A 25,265-nucleotide genomic window follows, 5' to 3' on the forward strand; every position below is an offset into this window, starting at 1 on the left:
CCGCTGTTCGCGCCATCGGAGACGCCATGCTATTCGAAACCCTCGCCACCACCGGCCACGAACAAGTGGTGTTCTGCCACAACCACGATGCCGGCCTGCAGGCGATCATCGCCATCCACAACACCACCCTGGGCCCGGCCTTGGGCGGCGTGCGCATGCGTCCGTATGCCAGCACCGACGAGGCGCTGGCCGACGTGCTGCGGCTGAGCCGGACGATGACCTACAAGAATGCGCTGGCCGGCCTCAACGTCGGTGGCGGCAAGGCGGTGATCATCGGCGACCCGAAGGTGGACAAGACCGAGGTGCTGTTCCGTGCCTTCGGCCGTTATGTCGACTCGCTGGGCGGGCGCTACATCACCGCTGAAGACGTCGGCACCGACGTCAACGACATGGAGAACATCTACCTGGAGAGCCAGTTCGTGACCGGCGTCCACCAGGTCCACGGCGGCTCCGGCGATCCGGCCCCGTTCACCGCCTACGGTGCGCTGCAGGCACTGATGGCGGCGATGCGCTTCAAGTTCGGCCATGAGGAAGTAGGCAAGACCAGCATCGCGGTGCAGGGCCTGGGCCACATCGGCATGGAGCTGGTGAAGCTGCTGCGCGATCGCGGCGCCAAGCTGTATGTCACCGACCTGGACAGCGCGCTGGTTGATCGCGCGGTCAGCGATTTCGGTGCCGAAGCGGTCAAGCCGGACGAGATCCACGAAGTGAACGCCGATGTGTTCGCACCGTGCGCGCTGGAAGGCGCGATCAACGCCGATACCCTGCCGCGGATCAAGGCGAAGATCATCTGCGGTACCGCCAACAACCAGCTGTCGAGCCTGGAAATCGGCGACGAGCTGCATGCGCGCGGCATCCTGTATGCACCGGACTATGCGGTCAATGCGGGCGGCGTGATGAACGTGTCGCTGGAGATCGATGGCTACAACCGCGAACGCGCGATGCGCCTGATCCGAAGCATCTATCACAACCTCACCCGCATCTTCGAACTGTCGCAGCGCGAGAACATCGCGCCGCAGCGGGCAGCCGACCGCATCGCCGAAAGCCGCATCCTGTCCATCGGCAAGCTGAAGATGCCGCTGGGCCGCAGCACCCCGCGCCTGGGCAACCTGCGCGGCGGCTGAGCCTGCCGATGTCGCGCCGGGGCTTTCGACCCGGCGCGACCAACCATTCAGAACCCGGTGCTGTAGCGCAACGCCGCCTGGCGCGCGCCTTCGCCACCGACGCGCTGGTCGAAGCCCAGGCTCAGGCGGCCATTACGGCCCCACCACGACTCCAGCGCCACGCCGAACAGCGCACTGCCGCGCGGCGCGTTCCAGCCCGCCAGCGGCGCCCAGGCATCGACACCGACGAAACTGGCCTGCCAATCCGCATCGGCACCATCAAGCCGCTGCTGCCACTCGGCATGCCCACGCAGGGTCCAGCGCCCCCAGCCGCGTTCGCCACGGATACCGGCCAGCATCTGGCTGCGCTGTACGCGGTTGGCATCGCCACGCAGGCCGAAACCGAAACCACCCCGCTCGTTGAAGGCATCGGTATCCACGCGCGTGGTGCTGGCGCCCAGGTACGGCGTCAACGACGCGCCCGCGCGGCCGAAACGATAGCCGCCTTCGACGCTGGCACTGCTGAAGCGTCCGCCGTAACGTGCGGAGACACCATAGGCACCAGCGCCCAGCAGCAGTTGCCGATCCAGCGCACGGGTGAACTGGCCGCTGCCGACCTGGGCCAGTGCATAGCCCCGGCCCAGGTTCCAGCCGGCGTACATCTGCGCCTGCGCCTGGCGATCACGCCCACGATCGCCGCCGAAGCTGCTGCCACCGTTGCTGCGGGTCTCGCCAAAGGCCACGCCCATCAGCCCATTGCTGCCCAGCGGCAGGTCCTGGCCCGCCATCCAACCGCGGCTGTCGGCAGCATTGCCGGCAAAACTGCCCTGCCCGGCTTCGCCGAGCGCGCTCTGCCAGGCCCCGCGCAGTCGCGGCGCCGCCTGCACGCGATCGAAGCGCTCGGCAATCGCACGGCGTGACATGTCGATGCTGTCGAAGGTGGCCGACTCGGCCCGCGCATGCGCCTGCCCGGACAGGCTCTGCAGGCTGGCCGCCAGGCCTTCGCTGCCACCGCCGGTCCACTGCAGCGCACCAGCCGCCGTGCCGAAGGCCGAGCCCTGCAGGGCGGTACTGCCATCAAGCGCACTGAACGCACCTTCCAGACGTTGCGCAGCGGACTGTGCCGAGGCCGTAAGCCCGGTCGCCGCTGCCGTGACGCTGACCTGGGTCAGGTTCAACCAGGCAGTGTTGCTGTCATAGCCATAGCTGCTCTGCAGCAGCGACAGGCCCTGCAGGCCGCTGGAGGTGGCCGGGCTGCTGAAGGTGCCGCTCAGGCCTCCGCCGGCGTGGATCAGGTCCTGGCGGCTGCCGTTCTGCGGCACATAGCCGGAGACGAAGCCGTGCACGCGCACGCCTCCGTTGATCGTGGCGTTGCCTGTGACCTGCAGCGCATTGGCCCCGAGCGCGATCATCAGCTGTGCGCCGGCCTGCTGGGTGTAGTTGCCCTCGATGGTGCCGGTGGTGTTGCCGGTGGTCAGGAACACGCTGCTGCCGTTGACCACATTGCCGATCACGCGCGGCGTGCCGCCATTGAACTGCAGGCCGGTCGAGTCCGGATCGGGCTGCGCCAGGATCGTCACGTTGGAGCGGATCACGCTGCCATTCTGCAACGACAGGATGCCGCGCTCGATGCGGGTGGCGCCGCCGTAGCTGTTGTTGCCACCCAGCACCAGGGTTCCCCCGCCCTGCTTGACCAGGCCACCGCTGCCGACGATGTCGTTGCTCCACAGCGAACCGCTCGATGGCGCATCGACATTGGCCACCACATCGCCCCAGTCGAAGCGGCCCGGGCCCTTGATCGCCCGCGAGATGTCGAGCAGGCCGTAGCCGAACACCGCATCCACGCCGGGCGCACCGATGTCCTTGGCAGTGCCCAGCAGGGTCTGCCGCACCAGGTTGTTGTCGAAGTACGGGTAGCGCTGCCAGACCAGTGCGGCAGCGCCGGAAATCAGCGGGGCGGCGAAGGACGTACCGTAGTTCCAGTAATAGCTGCTGCCATTGGCATCGGGGTAGACCGCGCTGCCCGGCGCTGCCAGGCAGTAGCGCGCGGCCTGGCCGCAGGCATTGGCGTAGCTGGCCAGCGTGCCCGGCGCATAGGGATCCACCGCGGTCGCCACCAGCCAGCCGCGCTCCAGGTCGGCCGCCGGCAGCGAGCCGGCAACGCCCTGCTGGCTGGGCAGCGCGGCCAGGCTGCTCGGTTCGGAGCGCGCATCGTTGCCGGCCGCGAACACCACCAGCCCGCCATGGTTGATGACGAACGGACGATACTCGGCCGCCACCTGCGCGGTGGTCGGCAGGTCGGTCCAGTACAGGCCGCCCCACGAATTGTTCATCACCTTCACGTTGTAGCTGATCAGGTCCTGGTGGACCTGCGCCACGCCCAGCGGGCCGCTGAAGGAATTGCCCTTGCCGCTGCCGTCATCGACGGGCGGCTTGTCGGCGATGATCCGCGCCGAAACGATCTGTGCGCCGGGGGCGATGCCGCCCGGCCAGGAGCCCACCGAGGCACCGGCGGCCAGGCTGGCCACCGCCGTGCCGTGGCCCACCACGTCGTCGACCTGCAGGTTGTTGCGGGCTGGATCGATGTAGTTGAGGTTGGCGACGACGCGCCCGTTCAGCGCCGCCGCATTGCGCTGCACGCCCGAATCGACGATGCCGATGCGCACCCCCTGACCGGTCAGGCCGGCGGCCTGTGCGGCACGCGCATTGGTCACTGACAGGTGCGCGTCGAAGGCCGGCTCCTGCGGCTTGGCCGGGGGCGGTGTCGTCGGGGGGGGCGTGGTCGGGGGGGGCGTGGTCGGGGGCGGATCGATGCGGACATTGCCGCCGCCTCCGCCACCACCACATGCCGTCAATGCCATCGCCAGCGCCGTCGCCAGCGCGGACCTCACCATCATCGTGCGTTCCATCGATTCCTTCCCATGAACGTTGGCATGCCTACATCCCGGCAGGCGTGCGGTGCCGCCCAGCGGCGGCCCTCCCCGACCCTCTATACTTGGGCCGACCCCCACGCAGTCTGCCGGGAAACCGCGGCGCTTCCAACGTCCTCGGTCTCCTTTCCGAACATTGCTTACGCATCAACGAGATTGCCATGTCCAACATCGTCATCGCCGCCGCCAAGCGCACCGCCATCGGCTCCTTCCTCGGCCAGTTCAACGGCGTGCCGACCCCCACCCTCGGCGCGGCCGCCATCGCTGCCGCCCTGGAACAGTCGGGCGTACCGGCCAGCGACGTCTCCGAGGTCCTCATGGGCTGCGTGCTGCCGGCCAACCTCGGCCAGGCGCCCGCCCGCCAGGCGGCGATCGCTGCCGGCATTCCGCTGTCGACCGGTGCCACCACGCTCAACAAGGTGTGCGGCTCGGGCATGAAGACCATCATGCTCGGCCATGACCTGATCAAGGCCGGTTCGGCCAGCATCGTGGTCGCCGGTGGCATGGAATCGATGTCCAACGCCCCGCACCTGCTGCCGAACTCGCGTACCGGCAACCGTTTCGGCAACTTCCAGGCGATCGACCACATGGCCCACGACGGCCTGGTCAACGCCTACGACGGCAAGGCCATGGGTGAATTCGCCGAGTGCGCCGTGGACAAGTACCAGTTCAGCCGCGAGGAACAGGACGCCTACTCGATCGAATCGGTCAAGCGCGCGCAGGCCGCACAGGCCAACGGCGCCTTCGCCGACGAGATCGTCGCGGTGAAGGTCGCCACCCGCAAGGGTGAGGTCGAGGTCGCCACCGACGAGCAGCCCGGCCGCTCCGACATCGCCAAGATCCCGACCCTGCGCCCGGCCTTCAAGAAGGACGGCAGCGTCACCGCCGCCAGCTCCTCCAGCATCTCCGACGGCGCCGCCGCAGTGGTCCTGCTGACCGAGGAAGACGCAGCCGCACGTGGCATCACGCCGCTGGCCCGCATCGTCGGCCACGCCACCCATTCGCAGGAACCGGAGTGGTTCACCACCGCCCCGATCGGCGCGATCCACACGCTGCTGGCCAAGACCGGCTGGTCGCTGGATCAGGTCGACCTGTTCGAAATCAATGAAGCTTTTGCCGTGGTGGCGATGGCCCCGATGCGTGAACTGGGCATCCCGCACGACAAGCTCAACGTGAATGGCGGCGCCTGCGCATTGGGTCATCCCATCGGTGCCTCCGGTGCACGCTTGGTGGTGACCCTGGTCAACGCCCTGCGCACGCGCGGTGGCAAGCGCGGCATTGCTACCTTGTGCATCGGTGGCGGCGAAGCAACGGCAATCGCCATCGAATTGATTTAAAAAGATTTAACGATGATTTCGCAAAAATGAATGCGGGATCGCTTGACACCCAATCTTGGCTTGTCATCATGTTGTCGGCGCGCAGCATGCGCGTTGCCTAATTCTAACGACGAGGATTTACACAATGAGCATCAACAAGCTGCTGGTCGCGATGTCCCTGGCTCTGGCCCTGGCCGCCTGCTCGAAGCAGGAAGCTGCCCAGGACGCCGCTGCTTCGGCCAACGAAGCCGCCACCGAAGCCCAGGCTGCTGCCGACCAGGCCGCCGCTGCCGGCGCCCAGACCGCCGACGCTGCCCAGCAGGCTGCCAACACCGCCGCCACCGCTGCTGACGCTGCGACCGACGCTGCTGCCAACACCGCTGCTGCTGCCACCGACGCTGCTGCCGGCGCTGCTGCCGACGCTGCCAAGGCTGCCGAAGGCACCGCCGAGAAGGCCAAGGACGCTGCTGAAGAAGCCAAGAAGTAATAACTTCTTTCTTCACGCTGTTCTGGAAAAGCCGCTGGTTCGCCAGCGGCTTTTTCTTTGCCCCGATGCCACCGCGCAGCGCAGGCATCGCGACCCCGCCTTCACAACGGCATGAATAGGCTGGCGTCCCCATCCATTGCAGTACCGGAGACCGCCATGAAGATTCGCCCGATCACCACCACGCTGCTGGCCGCCTCCCTGCTGCTGGCCCTGGCCGCCTGCAAGGGCCCGGAAGCCGAACAGGCCAAGCAGGACGCGCAGCAGGCTGCCGACAGCGCCGGCGCGGCTGCCCGCGATGCCGTCGACAAGGCGGCAGAAGCCACCCGTGACGCCGCCGACAAGACCGCTGCAGCCTCCGAGCAGGCCGCCGCCGATACCCAGCAGGCGCTGGACAAGGCCGCAGACGCCACCGCCAACGCTGCCGACAAGGCCAAGGACGCGGCGACCGACGCCGCTGCACACGCCAGCGACGCGACCGCCAACGCGGCACAGAAGGTGGCCGACAAGGCCCGCGATGTCGCCAATGACGCGAAGGCGAACGCCGCCAAGGAAGAAGCCAAGCACTAAGCCCTACCGGCAGCCGGGCATCGGCTCGGCGCTACAGGAAAAGCCGCGGCACTCCCGCGGCTTTTCTGCTTTTCGCTCTCTGCTCTTTCTGTTGATTCCGTGCTGGACGCGTACGGAATGTATCGGGGCCGGGCGGCATGGTCAGGCGGGGGTGTAAGCCGCATGGATGCGGCGCCCAAGCCCCCATGGACGGGTTCACGGCGTCCCCCGCCTGACCATGCCGCCCGGCCAAGCGCGGAGTACAGCAGCGTCCACCACACGAGGGGCACCGCCGTTGGCCGCCCCTACGGCAGCGTGCGCACCAGCATCGCCGACAGATCCACGCCCACCGGCAGCGTCCCGAACACCAGCCCATGCTCCCCTTCCAGCCGGCTGCGCACGAACGCTTCAGCCATCGGACTACGCGCCCGCAACAACAACGCTGCCTGCAGCAGCAGCGCAGTGCGCTCGCAGAACAGCCTCGCCTGCGACTCATCCGGTGCCGGCGCCGCTGCCCAACGCTGCAAAGCCGCTGCGTAGCGCGCATCACGATCGGCCACCGCTGCCAGCTCACCGCGCAGCGCCGCCAGCGCCTCTGGTTCGCGTGCCAGCGCGCGCAGCACGTCCAGGCACTGGATGTTGCCGCTTCCTTCCCAGATCGAATTCAACGGCGCCTGCCGGTACAGCCGCGGCAGCATCGACTCCTCCACGTAGCCTGCACCGCCGAGGCATTCCTGCGCTTCATTGACGAAAGCCGGCGCGCGCTTGCACAGCCAGTACTTGCCCAGCGCCGTCCCCACCCGTGCCAACGCGGCTTCGTTGGCATCCACGCCAGCGCGATCCACCGCGCGTGCGATGCGCATCGACAGTACCGTGGCCGCTTCCGACTCCAGTGCCAGGTCGGCCAGCACATTGGTCATCAACGGATGCTCGACCAGCAGCTTGCCGAAGGTGCGGCGATGCCGTGCGTGATGCAGCGCCTGCGCAAGCGCCATGCGCATTTCCGCCGCCGCACCCAGCATGCAGTCCAGGCGGGTCATCATCACCATGCCGATGATGGTGGCCACGCCACGCCCCTCCTCGCCCACGCGCCATGCCTGCGCGCCGCAGAACTCGACTTCGCTTGAGGCATTGGCCCAATCGCCGAGCTTGTCCTTCAGCCGCATCAGCCGGAACGCATTGCGGTCACCGTCGGCCAGCCGGCGCGGCATCAGCAGGCAGGTCAGCCCTCCCGGCGCCTGCGCCAGCACCAGGAAGCCATCGCACATCGGCGCGGAAAAGAACCACTTGTGGCCGACCAGGCGATAGCGCTCACCATCGATCGGTTCGGCGCGCGTGCTGTTGGCGCGTACATCCGAGCCACCCTGCTTCTCGGTCATGCCCATGCCCAGGGTGATGCCGGCCTTGTCCGCCACCGGCACATCACGCGGGTCATAGACCGGCGCTGCAGCCTTGCGTGCCCACTCGGCCAGGTGCGGCTGCGTGTGCAGCACCGCTACTGCTGCATGGGTCATCGTCAATGGGCAACTGGTGCCGGCCTCGGCCTGGTGGTGCAGGTAGCTCAACACCGCACGCGCGACATGCGCGCCCGGTTGCGGCTCGTGCCAGGACAACCCGGCAACACCGTGCGATTTCGCCGTACCCATCAACTGGTGATAGGACGGATGGAACTCCACCGTATCGATGCGATGGCCCTGCGCATCATGCGTACGCAGGCGCGGCCGATCGCGGTTGGCATCGAAGCCGAGCCGGTACAGCTCGTCACCCGCCAGCGCGCCATAGACCGCCAGTCGCGGCGCGAAGCTGCCAGCGCCTTCGCGCTGCACCGCCTCCATCAGCGCCACGTCATCGGTCCACAACTGGCGCCCCGCGAACGGCGGCGGCTGGTTCAGCACCACGTGGGTCTCGAAGGGAGCGCTACTGCTGAAGCTGGGTCCACTCATCCGGTCCATCCTGGCGGCAAGAGGTGTGCGGTTCGATTGTGCCCCATCACCCGCCAAGCCCGTGTTCAGGCCGATTCTCACCGTGTGCACGAGCGGCCGGCCACAGTGATCGCATGGCAGTCAACGACGATCTGGTGGTCCTGCGCCCCGAGGGGCTGTACTGCGCCGCTGGTGATTTCCACATCGATCCCTGGCGACCGGTAGCGCGCGCGGTCATCACCCATGGCCACGGCGATCACGCACGCCCGGGCATGGGCGAATACCACTGCAGCGACGGCAGCCTCCCGATCCTGCGTTGGCGCCTGGGCGATGTGCCGGTGCAGGCGCATGCCGAGGGCGTACCGTTCCGCCTGGGCCGGGTGCAGGTGTCGCTGCATCCCGCCGGCCATGTACTGGGGTCTTCGCAGGTGCGCATCGACGACGGGCAGCAGGTCTGGGTGGCCTCGGGCGACTACAAACGACAGCCTGATCCAACCTGCACGCCGTTCGAAGTGGTGCCCTGCGATACCTTCATCACCGAGGCCACCTTCGCGCTGCCGATCTACCGCTGGCCGGACACGCCAGCAGTGGCTGCAGAGATCGTGGCGTGGCGCCGTGAATGCGAACAACGTGGCGAAGCGGCCATCCTGCTGTGCTATGCGCTGGGCAAGGCGCAACGGGTGCTGGCCGAACTGCTGCCGCTGGACGATCGCCCGGCCTGGCTGCACGGTGCCATCGCCAATGGTGTGGAGGTGTACCGGCAGGCCGGCGTGCCGATGCTGGCGACGCTCACTGTCGCCGAACAGGGCCGCCAGCCTGATGCCGCCGGCCAGCTGATCCTTGCGCCGCCGTCGGCTGCAGGCACGCCCTGGATGCGCCGCTTCGGTCGCTACCAGCTGGGCTTTGCATCCGGTTGGATGCAGCTGCGCGGCAACCGGCGGCGCCGCAATGTCGACCGCGGTTTCGTCATTTCCGATCACGCCGATTGGCCGGCACTGCTGCAGACCGTCGAACAGACCGGCGCGCAGCGGGTGATCGCTACCCATGGCAATACCGATGCGTTGATTCCGTTCCTGCGCGAGCGCGGCGTGGCTGCCGAAGCCTTCCGTACCGATTTCGGGAGCGAGGAGTGAAGGCCTTCGCGGCGCTCTACCAGCGCCTGGACCGCAGCACCGCCACGCTGGACAAGCGTGCAGCGTTGATCGACTACTTCCGCCAGGCGCGCGCGCACGACGCGGCATGGGCGCTCTACCTGCTCAGCGGTGGCAAGGTGGGCGGCGCGCGCCGCAAGATCGCTGCCAGCGGCGAACTGCGCGCCTGGATTGCCGAAGAATCCGGCTTGCCGCCATGGCTGGTGGAAGACAGCTATGCGCAGGTCGGTGATCTGGCCGAAACGCTGACCCTGCTGCTGGATGATCCATCCCAGCCGGCCGCCGACCGCCCGTTGGCTGATTGGATCGAACAGCATCTGCTGACGGTGGCCAACCAGCCCGAAGCGGTGCGCCGTGCGGCGGTCGTCGCGGGCTGGCAGCAGCTGTGCAGCAGCGAACGCCTGGTATTCAACAAGCTGCTGACCGGTGCCCTGCGCGTAGGCGTTTCGCAGCGACTGGTGCAGCAGGCGCTGGCCGAATGGTCCGGCCTGGACATCGCGCGCATCGCCCAGCGCATGCTGGGCGAGTGGGTGCCCTCGCCCGGACTGCTGGGCCAGCTGCTGTCGCCGGATGAACTACCACTGGACCGGCAGCAACCCTACCCGTTCTTCCTCGCCTCCCCCCTGGAAGGCGACCCTGGCGAACGCCTCGGCCCTGTCGAAGAGTGGCTGCTGGAATGGAAGTGGGATGGCATCCGCCTGCAGCTGCTGCGCCGGCGCGGCGAGGTCGCATTGTGGTCACGCGGCGAAGAGCGGCTGGATGGCCGCTTCCCCGAAATCGAACAGGCGGCGATGGCGCTTCCCGATGGCTGCGTGCTGGACGGAGAGCTGCTGGCCTGGGACGAAGCCACGGACCTGCCGCGTGCCTTCACCGCACTGCAGACCCGCATCCAGCGTCGCAAGCCAGGAGCAGCAACCCTGCGCAACACGCCGGTGCGCGTGCTCGCCTATGACCTGCTGGAACATCATGGCGCGGACCTGCGTGAGTTGCCGTTGCAGGAACGTCGTGCACGGCTTGCCGACATCGTCAGCGCCTTGGGTGATGCACGGATCCAGCTCTCACCCGACGTTGCCGCCGAAGACTGGCCGCAGGCGGCGGCGATGCGCGATGTGGCACGCGAACGTGGCGTGGAAGGGCTGATGCTGAAACGTCGTGCCTCGCCCTACCAGGCCGGGCGGCGCCGCGGTGACTGGTGGAAATGGAAGGTCGATCCGCTCACCATCGATGCGGTACTCCTGTACGCGCAGGCCGGCCATGGGCGGCGCAGCACGCTGTATACCGACTACACCTTCGGCGTCTGGGACGGCGACACGCTGGTACCTGTGGCCAAGGCCTACTCGGGCCTGGATGACAAGGAGATCCTCGCGCTCGATCGCTGGATCCGCGCCAACACCCGCGAGCGCTTCGGCCCGGTGCGCAGCGTACGCGCCGAACACGTCTTTGAACTGGGCTTCGAGGCGGTCAACCGCAGCAGCCGGCACAAGTCCGGTATCGCCGTGCGCTTTCCACGCATCCTGCGCTGGCGCCACGACAAGCCGGCCAGCGAGGCCGATCAGCTGGCTACCTTGCAGGCGCTGGCGCGATGAACCGCAGCCAGGCACTACGCCGGCTGGAAGACTGGTTCGCGTCGAAAGGCTGGCGCTCGTTACCGTTCCAGCGCGCGATGTGGCGGCACTATCTCGCTGGCGGATCCGGGTTGCTGCACACGCCGACAGGCAGTGGCAAGACACTGGCGATGTTCGGGGGACCGCTGCTGCAGGCCATGATCGACCCACTGCCTTCGCCCCGCCGCGCCAGTGCGGTGCGCCCGCTGCAGGTGCTGTGGGTGACGCCCTTGCGCGCATTGGCCAGTGATACCGCTCGCGCGCTCCAGGCCATCGTCGATGGGTTGGGGCTTGGATGGCGTGTCGGCCTGCGCAGCGGTGACGCCAGCAACCGCGAACGACGGCAGGCGCGCGAGGGCCGCATCGACGTACTGGTCACAACGCCGGAATCGCTGGCGCTGCTGTTGAGCTATCCGGATACGCTGCCGCGCATGCGCCAGCTGCGCTGCGTGGTGGTGGACGAATGGCACGAACTGCTGGGCGACAAGCGCGGTGTCCTGCTGCAGTTGAATCTGGCCGTGCTACGCGATGCCGCACCTGCAGTGCAGCTGTGGGGGCTGTCGGCCACGCTGGGCAATCTGGATGAGGCGCGCGACGTGCTGCTGCCCGGACAGCCCGACGCGCCGATCGTGCAGGGCGTGCGCCCGCGCGCGATCAGCGTGCGCAGCCTGCTGCCGGACCCTGGCGAACGTTTCCCCTGGGCGGGGCACCTGGGGCTGGCGCAGCTGCCGCGCGTGCTGGATGCGTTGATGCGGGCGCGCAGCAGCCTGCTGTTCACCAACACCCGTGCGCAGGCAGAACTATGGCATCAGGCGCTGGCCGCGGTCTGGCCGGAAGACCAGGGCACGCTTGCGCTGCACCACGGCTCGCTGGATCCGGCGCTGCGCCAGCAGGTGGAGGATGGCCTTCGCGCGGGCGCGCTGCGCTGCGTGGTTGCCACCTCCAGCCTCGACCTCGGCGTGGACTTCCCCGAGGTTGAGCAGGTACTGCAGCTGGGCAGCCCGAAGGGCGTGGCCCGCCTGCGCCAACGCGCTGGTCGTGCACGTCACCGCCCGGGCGCCAGCGGTTCCATCCTGTGCGTGCCCAGCCATGCACTGGAGCTGGCCGAATACGCCGCGGTGCGCCGTGCGTTGGCCGAAGGCGTGGTCGAAGCGCGCAGGCCGCCGACGCTGCCGCTGGATGTGCTGGCCCAGCATGCGGTCAGCCGCGCGCTGGCGGGCGGCTTCGACAGCGCGGCACTGCTGGCACAGGTACGGCGTACCCATGCCTTCGCATCTCTCGACGACGACGCATGGCGGGCCGTGCTGACGTTCATCGTGCAGGGCGGCGAGGCGCTGGCCCAGTACCCCGATTTCCACAAGGTCGTGCGTGATGCCGATGGGTGGTACCGCATGCACGACCGTCGCCAGGCGCTGCGTCATCGGGTGTCGATCGGCACCATCAGCAGCGATGGCAGCGTGCGCGTGCAGTTCCTGCGCGGCGGCAGCCTGGGCGCCGTAGAAGAACAGTTCGCCAGCCGCTTGCGCCGTGGCGATCACTTCCAGTTCGCCGGGCGCCTGCTGGAACTGGTGCAGTTGCGCGACATGACCGCCTTCGTGCGGCTGGCACGAGGGCGCGGTGATGGTGTGGTGCCGCGCTGGCAGGGAGGCCAGTTGCCACTGTCGATGCCGCTCGGCCGCGAGCTGGAGTGGGTACTGTCCGGCGCCGACGACAGTGCCGAATCACGCTGGTTGTCCCCCTTGCTGGCACTGCAGCAGCAGTTGTCGGCGCTTCCCGGCCCAGAGCATCTGCTGGTGGAAGAGGTGCGGCGCCGCGACGGCCAGTTCCTGTTCGTCTACCCTTTTGCCGGCCGTCACGTGCACGAGGCGCTGGCCGCCTTGCTCGCACTGCGCTGTACCCGCCGGCAGCGCAACAGCATCGGCTACGCGGTGAACGATCATGGCCTGGTGCTGGCACCGGCGCAGGCGATCGATCTGGATGCGGCGCAATGGCGAGCATTGCTCACCCCCGATCAGCTGCTTGACGATCTGCGTGCCGCAGTGAACCTGGGCGAGCTGGCGCGGCGCCAGTTCCGTGGTATCGCACGCGTAGCGGGCCTGCTGGTCCCCAGCCTGCCCGGCGGCATGCCGCGATCACTGCGCCAGCTGCAGGCCTCGGCGGGCCTGCTGTACGACGTGCTGCGCGAACATGACCCCGGCCACCTGCTGTTGGCATTGGCCGAACGCGAAGTGCTGTACGACAGCCTGGATCTGCCCGGACTACAGCAGGTACTGGCAAGGATCGGCATGCAGGCCCTCGCGGTGCAGCGGCCTTCGTCACTTACGCCACTGGGCTTCCCATTGTGGGCCGAACGCCTGCGTGGGCAGTTCAGCAACGAGGACTGGCGTACGCGCGTGCAACGCGCGGCCCAGCAGCTGGAACGCCGCCATGGCCGATGAACTTCCGCTGCTGCGCGCCGGCGAACCGCTGATTCTGCTTGGCGCGCGCGCACTGTACTGGCCCGCGCGGCAGGCGCTGTTGATCGCCGACCTGCACCTGGGCAAGGCCGATGTATTCCGCCGCGCCGGCATCGCGTTGCCCAGCGGCGGCACCGGCGAAGACCTGCATCGCCTGCAGGGTGTGCTGGACAAGCATGCCTGCCGCGAGTTGTGGATCCTGGGCGATATCCTGCATGGGCCGGCGCATCGCGCTGCGTGGTACCAGCAATGGCTCGGATGGCGCGAACGCAATGCCGCACTGGACGTGCATGTCCTGCACGGCAATCACGACCGCCAGCTGCCGCATGCGCAGCTGCAGGTCAAGATCCACGATGAGGTACGGCTACCGCCGTTCCTGCTTCGGCATGAGCCAATGCCCGATGCGGAGCTGCATGTGATCGCCGGGCATCTGCATCCGCAGGTTGCCTTGCAGACTCTGCGGCGGCGCTTCCCCGCATTCTGGCTGCGTGACCGGATGACGGTACTGCCGGCCTTTTCCGCGTTCACCGCCGGAATCGTGCCTGTTCCCACCGGTGGCGAACAGATGGTCGCCTGCGTGGAAAACGGCCTGGTGGAACTGCCGGTGGCTTGAATCAGGCCGGACGAACGCCCAGCTGCGGCATCAACTGGAACTCAGGCGTGTCATCTTCACGTCGTCGCGGCAACGCCTGGACCGCCGCCAGCATTTCCTGCGCGCAGGCGCGGATGCGTGCGTGGTGCTCCGCTGACGCATGACTGATCAGGCTGCCGACATGGAACTCGAACACATCCTCCAGTACGTCGGGCTGGTCCTCGTGCAGCATCTGCAACAGTCCGCGCAGCTTGCAGATTTCCGATTCCAGCTCCTCGACCGCGAACAACATGGCGTCCTCCTCTTCAACGACAGGCGGCACGTCCGGGCCGCAACAGGCCGCAACGGCAGCGCCTCCCGGGCCACGCGCGATATTGATCACGGAAAGGAAAACGGGCGACGCGCAATCGCGTGCAACCTACTTCTCGCATATCTGCGGTGAGGCAACCGTTAATTCACGTGACGACGCGCTTCACGCATTGGCTGTGATCGCATGGATGCGAGGCATCTCCGCCGCGGTTGCCAGTGCTTCGACGAAAGCCGGATCCAGCGCAAGCGAACCGAACCAGCCGTGCTGGGTACCACTGAGCACGCGCAGCATGTGGCCACGCCCACCCGGCAGTCGCCCCATTGGGCCAAGCAATACGTCGCGCGCCTTCGCCCAGGCATCGCGGTCGGACTGGAACAGCGGGGTCAGCCAACGGCTCCAGCGCTGGTAGACCGCAACGTGGGCCCTGCGTTGCGCCTGGTAGGCCTGCAATGCAGCGGCACCACCGCCATGCGTGCGCACCGCATCGCGCAGCGCCAACGCATCGAGCAGTGCCATGTTCACGCCCTGCCCCAGCTGCGGGCTCATCGCGTGTGCGGCATCGCCGGCCAGCACCATGCGGCCGTGATGCCAGCGCGTCATCACGGCGTCGCGGTAGACTGCGCGCGCCAGCTGGCCAGCGTCACGCAGATGTGCGAAGCGTGTACTGGCCTGCGGCCACAGGGCGTGCAGTTCGTCCAGCCAGGGCGTCATGCCATCCGCCTGCCAACGTTCGAAGTCGGCGCGTGGCAGGCTCCAGAAGAAGCTCAGGCGCGGCGTGTCGTCACCGGGCCGCGTACCGACCGGCAGCAGCCCGATCATCTTGCGCGCGGCCACGTAGCGCTGCCGCAGCTCCTGCAGGTGCGGCCAGTCTTCGGCCGGCAGCAGGCACCACAGCGCACCCCATGGATACACGCGATCCAGCCCGGCACCGCCTTCGATCGCGCCGCGCAGCGTCGAGGCCGCGCCATCGGCGGCCACCACCAGGTCGAATGGACCATGCATGCGCCCTTCACTGTCGCGCAGGCGGCCCTGCCCGGCATCCACTGCGGCAATGGAGACGCCGGCATGCAGCTGGCCCGCACCTGCGCGCGCTTGGTCCAGCAGCGAGAACAACGCTCCGCGCTGCATGCCGAGGCCGTGCAGGCGCGCATCCAGGCCGTCGTAGCGCATGTCCATCACCGCGCGTTCGCACGGCGTATCGCCATACAGGCGGTGCACCGGCGCGGCATGCGCACGAACTGCATCGAGCAGGCCCATCTGCCACAGCACCTGCAGGCCGCTGGGTTGCAGCAGGAAGCCCGCCCCGACCGGCCCCGGCGTGGGCACGCGTTCGAAGATCTCCACCTCGTGGCCATCACGGGTGAGCAGGATGGCCACTGCCTGGCCAGCAGTGCCGTAGCCGATCACGGCGATGCGCAGTCGTTCCTTCATGGACGCATTGTGCCCGAGCGCAAATCCGGATGACCACCTGGCATCCTGCCCATGGCGCTGCAGTACCCGCCGCGGCGCAAAAAAAAACCCCGCCGGAGCGGGGTTTTCAACGCACTGTCGAGTGGATCACTCGGCCGGCGTGATGTTCGAAGCCTGGGCACCCTTCGGGCCCTGGGTCACGTCATAGGTGACACGCTGGCCTTCCTGCAGGCTGCGGAAGCCCTTGGAGTTGATGGCGGAGAAGTGCGCGAACACGTCGGCGCTGCCATCCTCCGGCGAGATGAAGCCAAATCCCTTGGCGTCGTTGAACCACTTGACGGTACCGTTCGGCATGGTGATGCGAGACCTTATGCAATGAATGGGTGGTGTACGCTGAACCCGCGCACAAGCTGAGTATGCAAAGCTTGCTCGGGGAAGACAATCACCCCCGCGCCAATTCGCCCACCAGTTCCGGAAGTCCGTTGCTTGCCGCCTGCACATTGGCCAGCACTTCAGCCATCGTAATCTCCTCGCCATCACCGCAGCCGGCGGCCCAGTTGGCGATGATCGCCAGGCAGGCATAATCCAGCCCCAGCTCCCGCGCCAGCGCGGCTTCCGGCATGCCGGTCATGCCCACCAGATCGCAACCGTCGCGGCGCATGCGGGCGATTTCGGCGATGGTTTCCAGCCGCGGGCCCTGCGTTGCGCCATAGCAGCCACCGTCATGGACCGTGACACCGGTCACTTTGGCTGCCGCCAGGATCTTGCTGCGCAGCATCGGCGTGTACGGATGGCCGAAATCGACGTGGACCACGTCGGTGCCTTCTTCTTCACAGATCGTGCTGATGCGGCCCCAGGTGTAATCGATGATCTGGTCCGGGCAGGCCAGCACGCGCGGACCAAAGTGTTCGGTGATGCCTCCCACCGTGTTCAACGCCAGCACGCGCTGCGCGCCCAGCTGCTGCAGCGCGGCCAGGTTGGCGCGGTAGTTGATCTTGTGCGGCGGCAGCGAATGCCCCTCACCGTGACGCGCCAGGAACGCCACGCGATGGCCGAGCAGCGTGCCCACGCGCACCGGGCCCGACGGGCGGCCGAAGCGGGTGTCGATCTCGTGGGTCTGCACGTCGTCAAGCTTGGCTAGGTTGTAGACACCGGTACCGCCGATCACGGCCAGGGCAATCTGTTGCATTCGAAGCACTCCATGAAAAGACGAACGCCGGCACCCGAGGATGCCGGCGATGGAAGAAGACGCGCCGCGAGCGGCTGCGCCGTTATTCCTTCATTGCGTAGATGGCCGGCACGCAGCGCAGGGTCTCGTTGACGTCCATGCCGAAGCCGAACACGTAGCGGTCCGGCAGCTCGATGCCGGCGTAATCGGCAGTCACGTCCGGCAGTGCGCGGTCATGCTTCTTCACGGTCATCGCAGCGATGCGCACGTCGGTCGCCCCCTGCTCCAGGCACCAGGTGCGCACGCCCTGCAGGGTGTAGCCCTCATCGAGGATGTCGTCGACCAGCAGCACGCGGCGGCCGAACAGCGAGGTGGCAGGCTTGTGCTTCCAGACCAGGTCGCCGCCGGTGGTTTCGCCACGGTAGCGGGTGGCGTGCAGGTAATCGAACTGCACGTCCTGGCCGCGCGCGCCCAGCTCCAGCGCCAGCTGGCCGGCGAACGGCAGCGCACCATGCATGATCGACAGGAACAACGGCACCTCGCCCTTGTAATCGCGCGCGATGGCGTCGGCGATACCCGCGATGGCCTTGTCGATGGTGGGGCGGTCGACCAGCAGGTCAGCCTGGGCCAGGGCCTGGGAAATGGTGAGGTTGGGCATCAGACGGTTCTTCCAAGGGTTTCAAGCAGACGGGATTGGGTGTCGCCATGGCGGGCATCGGCCAGCAGGCCGTCCCAGCCGAGCGCGCCGCGGCCAAGCAGGCCCAGCAGCGCAGCAGTATTGAGGGAGCGTCCCTGCACCGCGTGCAGGGCTTCATCGACCAGTTCCGGGTGGCAGACCAGCACCACGTCACAGCCGGCATCCAGGTGCGCGTGCACGCGTGCCGGCACGCCACCGGCGCTGTGCGAGGCGGCCATGCCGATGTCATCGGAGAACACCACGCCGCGGAAGCCGAGCTCGCCGCGCAGGATGTCCTGGATCCAGCGCGGCGAGTAGCCGGCCGGCTCCGGTGCCACCTGCGGATAGATCACGTGGGCCATCATCACTGCATCGGCACCGGCGGCGATGCCGGCCTGGAACGGCACCAGGTCCTGCGCGCGCAGTTCGTCCAGCGCGCGCGGATCGATCGCAGTATCGACGTGGGTGTCTTCCAGCACGGTGCCGTGGCCAGGGAAATGCTTGAGCGTGGCGGCCATGCCGACCGCATGCATGCCACGCACATAGGCGGCGGTGAACGCGGCTACCACCTGCGGGTCTTCACTGAAGGCGCGGTTGCCGATGGCGCGGTTGCCGCGGCCAAGGTCGACCACCGGCGCGAAGCTCAGGTCCAGGCCGCTGGCGCGCACTTCGCTGGCCATCAGCCAGGCGTGCTGCTCGGCCAGGGCCAGGGCCTGCTGCGGGTCGGCGGCGTACAGCGCACCGATGTCCTGCAGCGGCGGCAGCTCGCTGTAGCCCTCGCGGAAGCGCTGCACACGGCCGCCCTCCTGGTCCACGCAGATCAGCTGCGGGCGCGGGGCGGCGGCACGGATCGCCGCGCTCAGATCGGTCACCTGCTGGCGCGAGGCGAAGTTGCGCTTGAACAGCACCACTCCGGCCACGGCGTCGTGCTGCAGCCAGTCACGTTCCTGGGCGGTCAGTTCGGTGCCGGCAACGCCGATCAGCAGCATGGTCAATCTCCACAACGCGCGCCCGCATGGCGCAGTGCCGCATTGTCGCAGAACCGGCCGACAGGCGCAGTGGTCAGAAAAAGGGGACGGAGGGGATTAAGGCGCAATCAACCCGGGTGGGCTGGATACGTCTTAATCCCCTCCGTCCCCTTTTGGGGGGCGGTCAGACCTTGCAGCCGTCCGGGCCGCAGGCCTCGTCTCCGTCAGCCGAAGCTGCCAGGGCGCCCTGTTCGGCCGCGATCTGGCGCAGGGCGTTGGCGAAGGCCTCTGGCGGCTGTGCCCCGGAAATGGCCCATTTCCCATCAATCACGAAGGTCGGCACCGAAGAAATGCCCAATGCATGGGCCTGCGCCAGCTTGGCGTCGACCTCGGCCAGGCCGCGGTCGGAGGCCAGCATCTGCGCGATCTCCCCACCGTCCAGGCCGCCAGCCACACCGGCCTTCACCAGCACGGCGGTATCGGCCAGATTCTGGCCATGCTCGAAGTGGGCGCGGAACAGCGCTTCACCCACCGCGTCCTGCACGCCGTGCTCGCCGGCCAGCCACAGCAGCCGGTGCGCCGGCAGCGTGGTCACCCGCACCTGGCCCTGGCTGAAATCCATCGGCAGGCCCTCGGCCCGCGCGGTGGTCTGGGTCTGGCCGAGGATCTGCTCGGTGCGCTCGACGCCACCGAACTTGCGCACATAGGCCTCGCGCAGCGGCACCGGGGTGTCGTCCGCGTCCGGATCCAACTGGAACGGCTGCCAGTGGATATCGAGTCCAGGCGCGTTGGCGCCCAGCAACTGCACACCCTGCTGGAAGCGATGCTTGCCGATCCAGCACCAGGGGCAGACCACGTCGGAGTAGATGTCGATTCTCATCCCCACGACATGGGGCCCGCCTCCCTTGAAAAAAGGGGACGGAGGGGATTAAGTCGTTTCCCGCACAGGTGGGGTAAAGACGACTTAATCCCCTCCGTCCCCTTTTTTGGGGGTTCACCACTGTGAATAGGGGTGGCTGGCCAGCGCGACATTGTAGTAGCGTGCATCGTCGGTGACTTCGGCACCCACCCAATCCGGCAGGTCGATCGCCTGGTCGGCGCTGTCCAGTTCGACTTCGGCCACCACCAGTCCGGCGTTGTCGCCGAGGAACTCGTCCACCTCCCAGGTCAGCCCTGCGTGTTCGACCAGGTGGCGGCGCTTGTCGATCAGGCCGCCCACGCACAGCGCCAGCAGTGCGCGTGCATCGTCCACCGGGATCGGGTAATCGAACTCCTGGCGGGTATGGCCGATGGTGCGCGACTTCAGGTTCAGCGCGGCGTGGTCGCCTTCGATGCGCACGCGCACCGACGCGTACTGGGTGCCACGATCGAGCGCACCCATGTCGTTGATGTAGCCCTGCGCCATCGGGATCACCCGGTGCGCGGCGGTACGCCAGCCATCGCTGCTGACGAGGAATTTGCGTTCGATTTCAATGCCCATCGCGCCATTATGCGCGATGGGCATGACAGCCGATCAGCGCTTCTCGAACACCGCGATGCTTTCCACGTGCGCGGTGTGCGGGAACATGTCCATGGCACCGGCGCTGACCAGGGTAAAGCCCTGTTCGTTGACCAGGTAGCCGGCATCGCGCGCCAGCGAGCCCGGGTGGCAGCTGACGTAGACGATGCGCTTGAACTGCTTCAGCGGCAGCTGCTGCAGCACTTCGATCGCGCCCGAGCGCGGCGGGTCCAGCAGCAGCTTGTCGAAGCCCTGGCGCATCCACGGGGTGCTGCGCTGGTCCTGGGTCAGGTCTGCGCTGAAGAACTGCGCGTTGGCCAGGCCGTTGCGCTCGGCGTTCTCACGCGCACGCGCGACCAGGCCGGCATCGCCTTCCACGCCGACCACCTCGCGCACGCGGCGGGCCAGCGGCAGGGTGAAGTTGCCCAGGCCGCAGAACAGGTCCAGCACGCGCTCGTCCTCACCCGGTTCCAGCAGGTCCAGGGCGTGGGCGATCATCTTCTCGTTGAGCTTGGCATTGACCTGGATGAAGTCCAGCGGGCGGAACGCCAGCTCGACATCCCACGGCGCCAGACGGAACGACAGCGGCACGCCCTGCCCGTCCAGCGGCTGCACGGTGTCCACGCCGCCCGACTGCAGGTAGATCACGAAGCCATGCTGCTGGCCGAAGGCCGCCCAGGCCACGCGGTCGGCATCGCTGAGCGGCTGCAGGTGGCGCACGGTCAGGACCACAGCCTGGTCACCGGCGATGAATTCGATCTGCGGGATGTCACGCTTGCCATCGAGTGACTCGATGAAGGTCGACAGCGCCTCGACCTTGGTGCCGATCTCGGGGATCACGGTCAGGCACTGGCTGAGGTCGGCGACGAAGCGCGGATCCTGTTCACGGAAGCCGACCAGGGTCTTGTCCTTCTTTTCGACCCGACGCACCGAGAAACGGCCCTTACGGCGGTAGCCCCAGCTCTCGCCGACCAGCGGCGCGAGCACGGTGCCCGGCTTCACATGGCCGATCCGCTCCAGGTTGTCCATCAGCACGCGCTGCTTGGCGACGATCTGCTGGTCTTCGTCCAGGTGCTGCAGCACGCAGCCGGCGCAGGTGCCGAAATGGGGGCACTTGGGGGTCACCCGCTGCGGCGAGGCCTGAAGCACCTCCAGGGTGCGCGCCTCGTCGAAATGGCGGCTGCGGGCAGTCTGTTCAGCCATCACCACCTCGCCGGGCAGGGCGCCGCTGACGAAGGTGACCTTGCCGCCCTCGCCTTCACGGCGGGCGACACCGCGACCATCATGGCTGAGGTCGAGGATCTCGGTCTGGAATGGGGTACGGTCGGTGCGGGAGCGGGATCGGGCCACGTGGCAACAGGCTGCGGGCAAAAATGGGGGCGTATTGTCGCAGATCCTGACCGACGGGGCCCGGACCCGCTTGCGCCCGTGGCCGCCGTGCTTGATGATTGGGACAGCTGACATGGAGGCAGCCCTGATGCAGATGACCCCGCGGGCCGCACGGCCCCGCTTCCTGCTTGTCGAGGACGACATCATCAGCCGCGGTTTTTTCAAGGCGGCGTTGGAAACGTTACCGGCGGATGTGGACACCGCAGATTCGCTGGCCAGCGCCCTGGCCAGTGCCGAACCCGGCGCGCACGATCTATGGCTGATCGACGTCAACCTGCCGGACGGCAACGGCGCGCAGCTGCTGCGTGAGCTGCGCCGTTCACATCCCGACACGCCGGCGCTGGCACATACCGCCGACGGCGATACCTCCATCCACGCCCGCCTGCGCGAAGCCGGTTTCAGCGACACCCTGGTCAAGCCACTGGGCCGTGACCAGCTGCTGAAGGCGGTGCGCCGCGCACTGGTCAACAGCCCGGCGGGGATCTTCGTGGCACAGGCCCCGGCCGCGGTCGAACTGGCCGTGCAGGACTGGGACGAGACCGCAGCCCTGGCCGCGCTCAATGGCCAGCGCAACCACCTGATCGCGCTGCGCGAGCTGTTCCTGGCCGAGTTGCCGGGCGTGCGTGACGCGGTCGAGCAGGCGGTGGACCAGCACGACGAGCGCCAGCTGCGCAGCCAGTTGCACCGGTTGCAGGCCAGCTGTGGCTTCGTGGGGGCCGCACGATTGGGGCGGGCGGTGCGCCAGCTGCATTACGCACCCGAGTCCGGGCAGGCCCAGGACGGGTTCCGCGCCGCGGTCGCTGCCCTGCTGCATTGAGGGGTGTTCGGCAGGGCTGCGCCCTGCACCTGCAGAAGCTTTCAAGCCAGAGCAACACCAAAGGCCAGAGCCAGATCGGCTCTGGCTTTCTGCTTGTTGGGCGGGGCGGGGTTTACGGCGTCTCCCGCAACCGGACCCACCCCGCCTACCCACAGATAGCCAGCTTTTGCAGTTGACGTTGACGTTGATTCGGCAGGTGCAGGGCTGCAAGCCCTGCCGAACACCCCCTACCTGCGGGGCGCGAGCTGCTCGAGCATTTCCCAGGACTTCAGGCCGCGCGGCCCCAGGTGATGGGCCAGCACCCGCCGCATCGGCAGGCGCAGGCTCGCCAGGTCGGCCACATTGGGCTCTTCGTCGGCCGCCAGCGCCAACAGCGCCGACCCGGTGGCGGCCGCCCGGCGCTCCCCGCCGCGCTCGCTCAGCAGGCGCTGCGCCCCCTCCTGCGGATCCAGTTCGTAGCGCGCGGCCGGGTCGATGGGCTGGCCATCGCTGGCAGTGTCCAGTTCGAAGCCCAACCCCAGCGCGGACAGCAGTTCGCGCTCGAAACGGCGCAGGGTCCAGGCCAGGCCAGCGCCCACCGCCAGCCGTGCACGCGCCTCGCCGTAGGCCAGGTACAGCTCCGGCAGCGGGTCCTGGCGCGGGGCCAGGCGCAGGGTCAGTTCACTCAGGTAGAAGCCGGCCAGCATCGCCTGGCCGACCAGGCGTGGCGCGGCATCCAGCGCTTCGGCACCACGCAACTGGGCCAGCTCACCCCGCTGCTGGGCACTGAAGCGGATCCACTGCAACGGCTGCAGGGCGGCGCGCAGCACCTGGCCCTTGGCGGTGGATACGCCACGCGCCAGCAGGCCGATACGGCCATGCTGCGCGCTCAACACTTCGACCAGCAGGCTGGTCTCGCGGTAGGCCCGAGCGTGCAGCACGAAGCCGGTGTCGTCCTCGATCATCATCGAAGCGACTGCAACGCCTTACTCGTAACCGAAGGCCTTCAGCGCGGCCTCATCGTCAGACCAGCCTTCACGCACGCGCACCCAGGTTTCCAGGAACACCTTGGCCCCGAACAGACGCTCCATCTGCAGTCGGGACTTGGCGCCGATCTCCTTCAGGCGGGCGCCGCCCTTGCCGATCACGATTGCCTTCTGGCCCTCGCGCTCGACCCAGATCACCGCACCGATGCGCAGCAGGTTGCCGTCTTCGGTGAAGCGCTCGATCTCGACAGTGGTGGCATACGGCAGTTCCTCGCCAAGCTGGCGCATCAGCTGCTCGCGCACCAGTTCACCGGCCAGGAAACGCTGGCTGCGGTCGGTGATCTCGTCCTCGCCGAACATCGGCGGGGCTTCCGGCAGCAGCTTCAGCACGTCGCGCACCAGCGCTTCCAGGCCGTTGCGCTTCTGCGCGGAGATCGGATGCACGGCGGCGAAGTCGCGGCCTTCGGTCACCTGCTGCAGGAACGGCAGCAGCGCGCCCTTTTCCTTCAGGCGATCGATCTTGTTGACCACCAGCACCACCGGGATGCCGGCGTCGCGCAGCACGTTGAACGCCAGGCTGTCCTCTTCATCCCAGCGACCGGCTTCGATCACCAGCAGGCCAGCATCGACGCCTTCCAGCGAGCCGCGCGCGGCACGGTTCATCACCCGGTTCATCGCACGCTTCTGCACCTTGTGCAGGCCGGGGGTGTCGACCAGCACCAGCTGGCCTTCCGGATAGGTGGCGATGCCCAGCAGGCGATGACGCGTGGTCTGCGGACGGTTGGAGACAATGCTGACCTTGGCGCCGACCAGGGCATTGGTCAGGGTCGACTTGCCCACGTTCGGGCGGCCGATGACGGCCACGCTGCCGCAATGATGGGGAGTTTGTTCGCTCACTTGGAATCCAGTTGTTCTAGGACGGCCGCAGCCGCCTGTTGTTCGGCAAGCCGCCGCGAGGCGCCTTCGCCCTCGGTGCTGGCGGCCGGGTCAGCTACGTTGCAGCGTACCCGGAAGTGTTTGGCGTGGTCGTCACCGGATTCTGACACCAGTTCGTACTGCGGCAACGCCTTCTGTCGGGCCTGCAGCCATTCCTGCAGGCGGGTCTTGGGGTCCTTCTCGGGCCGGCCGGAGGCCGGCAGTGCCTCGATCGACGCGCTGAACCAGGGCAGTACCACCGCCCGGCAGGCCTCGAAGCCGGCATCCAGGTAGATCGCAGCCACCACGGCTTCCACCGCGTCGGCCAGGATCGAATCACGACGATGGCCGCCGGACTTCATTTCGCCCGCGCCCAGGATCAGTCGATCGCCCAGTTCCAGGGTGCGCCCGATCACCGCCAGCGCGCCTTCACGCACCAGCTCGGCGCGGGCACGGGTCATCGCGCCTTCGTCAGCCTTGGGCCAGCGTTGGTACAACGCCTCGGCCGCCATCATGTTGACGATGCTGTCGCCCAGGAATTCCAGGCGCTCGTTGTGTGGCGCACCGGCACTGCGATGCGTCAGCGCCTGCTTCAGCAGCGCCGGGTCGCGGAAGGGATGACCGATCAGGTCACCACGTTGGAAAGGTTTATTCGGCACCGCTTCGGGTCAGGTCCTGGGATGAATCGAATTTGCCAACCACGTCCAGGTTGCCGACCAGCGGACGGCGCACCTCGTAGTTGACCTTGAGGGTCCAGCCATTGTCGCGACGGTCGAACTTCACGTTGGCCGGCTTCACGTTTTCCGAGTAGTTGATGTACAGGCGCTTGAAGAACAGATCCTGGATCCGGGCCGGCTCCATGCTGCCCACGCCCGGCTCCTTGGCCAGGCTCTTCATCGCCGAGCGCACCGCGTAATACTCCTGGTACATCGGGAACAGCTTCATGCCGATGTAAAGGAAAAAGCCAACCACGATCAGGACCGCCAGGAACGAGGTCAGGGTCATGCCACGCTGCGTGTTCATCGTCTTCATTGCGTTCTCC

24 protein-coding genes are annotated in these 25,265 nt (G+C 67.6%); 9 read left to right on the forward strand and 15 right to left on the reverse strand.

What is annotated here, in order from left to right; translation table 11 throughout:
• Positions 1-26: 26 nt before the first annotated feature.
• The gene (locus EGM71_RS15140) at positions 27-1,124 is read left to right on the forward strand and encodes a Glu/Leu/Phe/Val dehydrogenase dimerization domain-containing protein (RefSeq protein WP_004153019.1); all 1,098 of its coding nucleotides are present in this window, start codon (positions 27-29) and stop codon (positions 1,122-1,124) included.
• Between the two features lie 47 nt (positions 1,125-1,171).
• Here the strand turns inward: EGM71_RS15140 and EGM71_RS15145 are convergent, their stop codons facing one another.
• Positions 1,172-4,012, reverse strand: coding sequence for an autotransporter serine protease (locus tag EGM71_RS15145; protein WP_188485547.1), 2,841 nt, complete (start codon positions 4,010-4,012; stop codon positions 1,172-1,174).
• 182 nt (positions 4,013-4,194) lie between these two features.
• Here EGM71_RS15145 and EGM71_RS15150 point away from each other — a divergent pair, with 182 nt between their 5' ends.
• The 3 genes from EGM71_RS15150 to EGM71_RS15160 all read left to right on the forward strand — a co-directional run bounded on the left by EGM71_RS15150 (position 4,195) and on the right by EGM71_RS15160 (position 6,403).
• Positions 4,195-5,370 (forward strand): thiolase family protein, encoded by a 1,176-nt coding sequence (locus EGM71_RS15150; RefSeq protein ID WP_188485548.1) that lies wholly within the window; start codon positions 4,195-4,197, stop codon positions 5,368-5,370.
• A gap of 124 nt (positions 5,371-5,494) precedes the next feature.
• On the forward strand, positions 5,495-5,836 hold the full coding sequence (locus tag EGM71_RS15155) for a hypothetical protein (RefSeq protein ID WP_014038070.1): 342 nt from the start codon (positions 5,495-5,497) through the stop codon (positions 5,834-5,836).
• A gap of 156 nt (positions 5,837-5,992) precedes the next feature.
• Complete coding sequence (locus EGM71_RS15160) at positions 5,993-6,403, forward strand: hypothetical protein (RefSeq protein ID WP_014647982.1); 411 nt, start codon at positions 5,993-5,995, stop codon at positions 6,401-6,403.
• 284 nt (positions 6,404-6,687) lie between these two features.
• On the opposite strand, the gene EGM71_RS15165 is transcribed toward EGM71_RS15160, so the two are convergent.
• Complete coding sequence (locus EGM71_RS15165; protein ID WP_188485549.1) at positions 6,688-8,325, reverse strand: acyl-CoA dehydrogenase family protein; 1,638 nt, start codon at positions 8,323-8,325, stop codon at positions 6,688-6,690.
• A gap of 113 nt (positions 8,326-8,438) precedes the next feature.
• Between EGM71_RS15165 and EGM71_RS15170 the strand changes: the two genes are divergently transcribed.
• The 4 genes from EGM71_RS15170 to pdeM are packed head-to-tail and all read left to right on the forward strand — an operon-like array spanning position 8,439 to position 14,128.
• Positions 8,439-9,437: a ligase-associated DNA damage response exonuclease gene (locus EGM71_RS15170; protein ID WP_188485550.1), complete on the forward strand. Its 999-nt coding sequence runs from the start codon at positions 8,439-8,441 to the stop codon at positions 9,435-9,437.
• A complete protein-coding gene (locus tag EGM71_RS15175) occupies positions 9,434-11,041 on the forward strand; it encodes an ATP-dependent DNA ligase (RefSeq protein WP_188485551.1) in 1,608 nt (535 codons plus the stop codon). The genes EGM71_RS15170 and EGM71_RS15175 overlap by 4 nt, the downstream gene beginning before the upstream one ends.
• On the forward strand, positions 11,038-13,497 hold the full coding sequence (locus EGM71_RS15180) for a ligase-associated DNA damage response DEXH box helicase (RefSeq protein WP_188485552.1): 2,460 nt from the start codon (positions 11,038-11,040) through the stop codon (positions 13,495-13,497). The genes EGM71_RS15175 and EGM71_RS15180 overlap by 4 nt, the downstream gene beginning before the upstream one ends.
• Positions 13,487-14,128 carry a ligase-associated DNA damage response endonuclease PdeM gene (pdeM, locus tag EGM71_RS15185; RefSeq protein WP_188485553.1) on the forward strand — a complete coding sequence of 214 codons (642 nt, stop codon included), beginning with the start codon at positions 13,487-13,489 and terminating at the stop codon, positions 14,126-14,128. Before EGM71_RS15180 ends, pdeM begins: the two co-directional genes overlap by 11 nt.
• Before the next feature lies 1 nt (position 14,129).
• Here the strand turns inward: pdeM and EGM71_RS15190 are convergent, their stop codons facing one another.
• From EGM71_RS15190 to rlmD, 9 genes are all read right to left on the reverse strand, one after another.
• Positions 14,130-14,399, reverse strand: a complete 270-nt coding sequence (locus EGM71_RS15190) for a hypothetical protein (RefSeq protein WP_188485554.1) — start codon at positions 14,397-14,399, stop codon at positions 14,130-14,132.
• A gap of 180 nt (positions 14,400-14,579) precedes the next feature.
• Entirely contained in the window at positions 14,580-15,848 is a 1,269-nt protein-coding gene (locus EGM71_RS15195) for an FAD-dependent oxidoreductase (RefSeq protein ID WP_188485555.1), read from the reverse strand.
• A gap of 126 nt (positions 15,849-15,974) precedes the next feature.
• The gene (locus tag EGM71_RS15200) at positions 15,975-16,181 is read right to left on the reverse strand and encodes a cold-shock protein (protein WP_005410590.1); all 207 of its coding nucleotides are present in this window, start codon (positions 16,179-16,181) and stop codon (positions 15,975-15,977) included.
• An 88-nt stretch (positions 16,182-16,269) separates the two neighbouring features.
• Positions 16,270-17,016, reverse strand: coding sequence for an S-methyl-5'-thioinosine phosphorylase (locus EGM71_RS15205; RefSeq protein WP_135274708.1), 747 nt, complete (start codon positions 17,014-17,016; stop codon positions 16,270-16,272).
• A gap of 82 nt (positions 17,017-17,098) precedes the next feature.
• On the reverse strand, positions 17,099-17,653 hold the full coding sequence (locus EGM71_RS15210) for a hypoxanthine-guanine phosphoribosyltransferase (protein ID WP_005410592.1): 555 nt from the start codon (positions 17,651-17,653) through the stop codon (positions 17,099-17,101).
• Positions 17,653-18,660: a beta-N-acetylhexosaminidase gene (gene nagZ, locus EGM71_RS15215; protein WP_188485556.1), complete on the reverse strand. Its 1,008-nt coding sequence runs from the start codon at positions 18,658-18,660 to the stop codon at positions 17,653-17,655. The genes EGM71_RS15210 and nagZ overlap by 1 nt, the downstream gene beginning before the upstream one ends.
• Positions 18,661-18,823: 163 nt before the next feature.
• Positions 18,824-19,519, reverse strand: a complete 696-nt coding sequence (locus EGM71_RS15220) for a DsbA family oxidoreductase (protein WP_188485557.1) — start codon at positions 19,517-19,519, stop codon at positions 18,824-18,826.
• A gap of 114 nt (positions 19,520-19,633) precedes the next feature.
• Entirely contained in the window at positions 19,634-20,119 is a 486-nt protein-coding gene (locus EGM71_RS15225; RefSeq protein WP_188489865.1) for a CYTH domain-containing protein, read from the reverse strand.
• A 33-nt stretch (positions 20,120-20,152) separates the two neighbouring features.
• Positions 20,153-21,487 carry a 23S rRNA (uracil(1939)-C(5))-methyltransferase RlmD gene (rlmD, locus tag EGM71_RS15230; RefSeq protein WP_188485558.1) on the reverse strand — a complete coding sequence of 445 codons (1,335 nt, stop codon included), beginning with the start codon at positions 21,485-21,487 and terminating at the stop codon, positions 20,153-20,155.
• A 127-nt stretch (positions 21,488-21,614) separates the two neighbouring features.
• On the opposite strand from rlmD, the gene EGM71_RS15235 reads away from it, so the two are divergent.
• Positions 21,615-22,343, forward strand: coding sequence for a response regulator (locus EGM71_RS15235; protein WP_188485559.1), 729 nt, complete (start codon positions 21,615-21,617; stop codon positions 22,341-22,343).
• Between the two features lie 227 nt (positions 22,344-22,570).
• Here EGM71_RS15235 and recO read toward each other — a convergent pair whose 3' ends face one another.
• Genes recO through EGM71_RS15255 form a run of 4 tightly spaced genes read right to left on the reverse strand, consistent with a single transcriptional unit; the run spans position 22,571 to position 25,255 of the window.
• Positions 22,571-23,290 carry a DNA repair protein RecO gene (gene recO, locus EGM71_RS15240; RefSeq protein WP_188485560.1) on the reverse strand — a complete coding sequence of 240 codons (720 nt, stop codon included), beginning with the start codon at positions 23,288-23,290 and terminating at the stop codon, positions 22,571-22,573.
• Positions 23,291-23,308: 18 nt separating this feature from the next.
• Complete coding sequence (gene era / locus EGM71_RS15245; protein WP_005410599.1) at positions 23,309-24,205, reverse strand: GTPase Era; 897 nt, start codon at positions 24,203-24,205, stop codon at positions 23,309-23,311.
• Positions 24,202-24,882 carry a ribonuclease III gene (gene rnc / locus EGM71_RS15250; protein WP_188485561.1) on the reverse strand — a complete coding sequence of 227 codons (681 nt, stop codon included), beginning with the start codon at positions 24,880-24,882 and terminating at the stop codon, positions 24,202-24,204. The genes era and rnc overlap by 4 nt, the downstream gene beginning before the upstream one ends.
• Positions 24,872-25,255, reverse strand: coding sequence for a DUF4845 domain-containing protein (locus tag EGM71_RS15255; protein WP_014038086.1), 384 nt, complete (start codon positions 25,253-25,255; stop codon positions 24,872-24,874). Before EGM71_RS15255 ends, rnc begins: the two co-directional genes overlap by 11 nt.
• Positions 25,256-25,265: the final 10 nt, after the last annotated feature.

Origin of the sequence: Stenotrophomonas maltophilia (assembly GCF_006970445.1) — a bacterium.
GTDB lineage: Bacteria > Pseudomonadota > Gammaproteobacteria > Xanthomonadales > Xanthomonadaceae > Stenotrophomonas > Stenotrophomonas maltophilia_AU.

Bases quoted from the DNA above. Each gene is read 5' to 3' on its own strand.
- EGM71_RS15220 (WP_188485557.1), bottom strand. From the start codon at position 19,519: ATGAGAATCGACATCTACTCCGACGTGGTCTGCCCCTGGTGCTGGATC.
- EGM71_RS15140 (WP_004153019.1), top strand. From the start codon at position 27: ATGCTATTCGAAACCCTCGCCACCACCGGCCACGAACAAGTGGTGTTC.
- EGM71_RS15155 (WP_014038070.1), top strand. From the start codon at position 5,495: ATGAGCATCAACAAGCTGCTGGTCGCGATGTCCCTGGCTCTGGCCCTG.
- EGM71_RS15235 (WP_188485559.1), top strand. From the start codon at position 21,615: ATGCAGATGACCCCGCGGGCCGCACGGCCCCGCTTCCTGCTTGTCGAG.
- EGM71_RS15145 (WP_188485547.1), bottom strand. From the start codon at position 4,012: ATGGAACGCACGATGATGGTGAGGTCCGCGCTGGCGACGGCGCTGGCG.
- recO (WP_188485560.1), bottom strand. From the start codon at position 23,290: ATGATGATCGAGGACGACACCGGCTTCGTGCTGCACGCTCGGGCCTAC.
- EGM71_RS15190 (WP_188485554.1), bottom strand. From the start codon at position 14,399: ATGTTGTTCGCGGTCGAGGAGCTGGAATCGGAAATCTGCAAGCTGCGC.
- nagZ (WP_188485556.1), bottom strand. From the start codon at position 18,660: ATGCTGCTGATCGGCGTTGCCGGCACCGAACTGACCGCCCAGGAACGT.
- EGM71_RS15205 (WP_135274708.1), bottom strand. From the start codon at position 17,016: ATGCAACAGATTGCCCTGGCCGTGATCGGCGGTACCGGTGTCTACAAC.
- EGM71_RS15225 (WP_188489865.1), bottom strand. From the start codon at position 20,119: ATGGGCATTGAAATCGAACGCAAATTCCTCGTCAGCAGCGATGGCTGG.
- EGM71_RS15160 (WP_014647982.1), top strand. From the start codon at position 5,993: ATGAAGATTCGCCCGATCACCACCACGCTGCTGGCCGCCTCCCTGCTG.
- EGM71_RS15210 (WP_005410592.1), bottom strand. From the start codon at position 17,653: ATGCCCAACCTCACCATTTCCCAGGCCCTGGCCCAGGCTGACCTGCTG.
- EGM71_RS15195 (WP_188485555.1), bottom strand. From the start codon at position 15,848: ATGAAGGAACGACTGCGCATCGCCGTGATCGGCTACGGCACTGCTGGC.
- pdeM (WP_188485553.1), top strand. From the start codon at position 13,487: ATGGCCGATGAACTTCCGCTGCTGCGCGCCGGCGAACCGCTGATTCTG.
- EGM71_RS15180 (WP_188485552.1), top strand. From the start codon at position 11,038: ATGAACCGCAGCCAGGCACTACGCCGGCTGGAAGACTGGTTCGCGTCG.
- EGM71_RS15150 (WP_188485548.1), top strand. From the start codon at position 4,195: ATGTCCAACATCGTCATCGCCGCCGCCAAGCGCACCGCCATCGGCTCC.
- EGM71_RS15200 (WP_005410590.1), bottom strand. From the start codon at position 16,181: ATGCCGAACGGTACCGTCAAGTGGTTCAACGACGCCAAGGGATTTGGC.
- EGM71_RS15170 (WP_188485550.1), top strand. From the start codon at position 8,439: ATGGCAGTCAACGACGATCTGGTGGTCCTGCGCCCCGAGGGGCTGTAC.
- EGM71_RS15165 (WP_188485549.1), bottom strand. From the start codon at position 8,325: ATGAGTGGACCCAGCTTCAGCAGTAGCGCTCCCTTCGAGACCCACGTG.
- EGM71_RS15255 (WP_014038086.1), bottom strand. From the start codon at position 25,255: ATGAAGACGATGAACACGCAGCGTGGCATGACCCTGACCTCGTTCCTG.